This window comes from Ferroplasma sp. Type II, assembly GCF_000496155.1.
This window is the reverse complement of record NZ_KI542689.1, coordinates 1-1584: the sequence shown is the minus strand read 5'-3', so window position 1 is coordinate 1584 and position 1584 is coordinate 1. Positions and strand designations below refer to the sequence as shown.

Here is a 1584-nt window from a genome sequence, read left to right as displayed (position 1 = left end):
TAAAATTGCACCAATCCGATACTTATGAACACAATTCCAAGTATCTTATATGTAGTAGCAGGTTGAATTTTATTTCCCAATCTGGAAAATAAAAAACCGGATATTATCGAAATTGTACCTATTATCAACGCCGCTATTAGTACTATATGCCCTACAATTATGTAACCGATTGCTCCAGACGCAGCGGAGATTGTCATAGCAAATGTAGCCGTACCTATCGCTGTTTTAATATCAAGTTTCAATATTAATATTGCTATGATTAAAAACATTATTCCGCCGCTTGCACCTAAAACCCCCGTTGCTATGCCAATGGGTATTGTAATTAGAATAACGTAGAATGGACTCAAATTTATAGTCTTCTTGGCTGTAGTTCCCGGTATATCCTTTTTCCGGAGTAATGAATATACACCCATGGCCATTATAAATATGGCAAAACTCAATTTAACGTATTCAGGAGGTATAAGAAAGGCGATTCTTACACCGGCCTGTGAACCTATTATAGCACCGACAACCATTGGCAAGCCCTTTTTCATATTGACTCTCCCATATCTGAAATATACAATGGTTACCATTATGGAAGTGATTACATCTATCAGCAGGCTAGTTCCAATCGCATCTTGAGGCAATTCTGAATTAATAATTATAAGTGCAGGAACGACAGCCACAACACCGCTAGACCCTAGAACACCGGTTAATGCCCCGACTATAATCCCAAGTATTATAAATTCCAGGTACACCAAATACATGAAACATTATTGTTAAGCCTTATTTAATGATATCTTTTTATGATTTAGTATATAAGTAAATCTCAAATGAGATTATAATGATAATTATATTTCTATTCTGAAATATGAGTTATATTATAAAAGAAAATCAGAAATCTTATTATAACATTGTGAAACATTGATAATTTATAGATACTTTATATTCACATTAAAAACAGGTTGATATTAAGATCACATAACTGTAGATAAGTGACATCCTCCTCAAGCTAACGCATGGGACTTCCCGCTTATATGTTAAAAAACCCCTTCTTTCTGAGATAAGAGCATAAATACGGAACAGATCAGATATTCAAGGAGAATATTTCACGATTTATAGAATCCCTTATATGAGGAAGTATTTTTAATGCAGTTATATCAATGTATTATTTCTTATTTCGTTTATTAATTTCATAACCTTTTCAAAATATTTTGAACTGATGTATAATTCAAAGCCATCGGTAGACATAACTAGTTGTGATATATTGACATAATTGAAAACCAGAATTTGCATAAACGCCTGTATTATATCATCACTATTGACGCTTTTCTCTATTGTTATGTTAATTTCTAAATACTCTCCATGCATTTTTATTTGGTTATTTTTTATTGCGGTACCCATACTATCCGACCTCACCATGGCCCAGAGGGTATCTGTTTCTGGCATTATGCGTAACGCACGGGAATATTTGAAATAGTCATTTATCATTTCCAGGTTATATACACAAGATATCATGGTAAGGCCAGTAATAATTTCTATTTTCATATCAGAAAAAGGATTTGTAACTTTTGCCAGTGAACTATTATTGTAAATCTTTCTAAA

The 1584-nt window shown here is 32.9% G+C and carries 2 protein-coding genes; both read right to left on the bottom strand.

Annotation, left to right across the window (positions count from 1 at the left end):
* Positions 1–746 (bottom strand): TSUP family transporter (locus AMDU4_RS02115; RefSeq protein WP_290703920.1); only part of this gene is annotated, 746 nt, incomplete at its 3' end.
* Between the two features lie 388 nt (positions 747–1134).
* The coding region (locus tag AMDU4_RS02110; protein ID WP_021786325.1) for a hypothetical protein at positions 1135–1584 on the bottom strand (450 nt) is incomplete at its 5' end.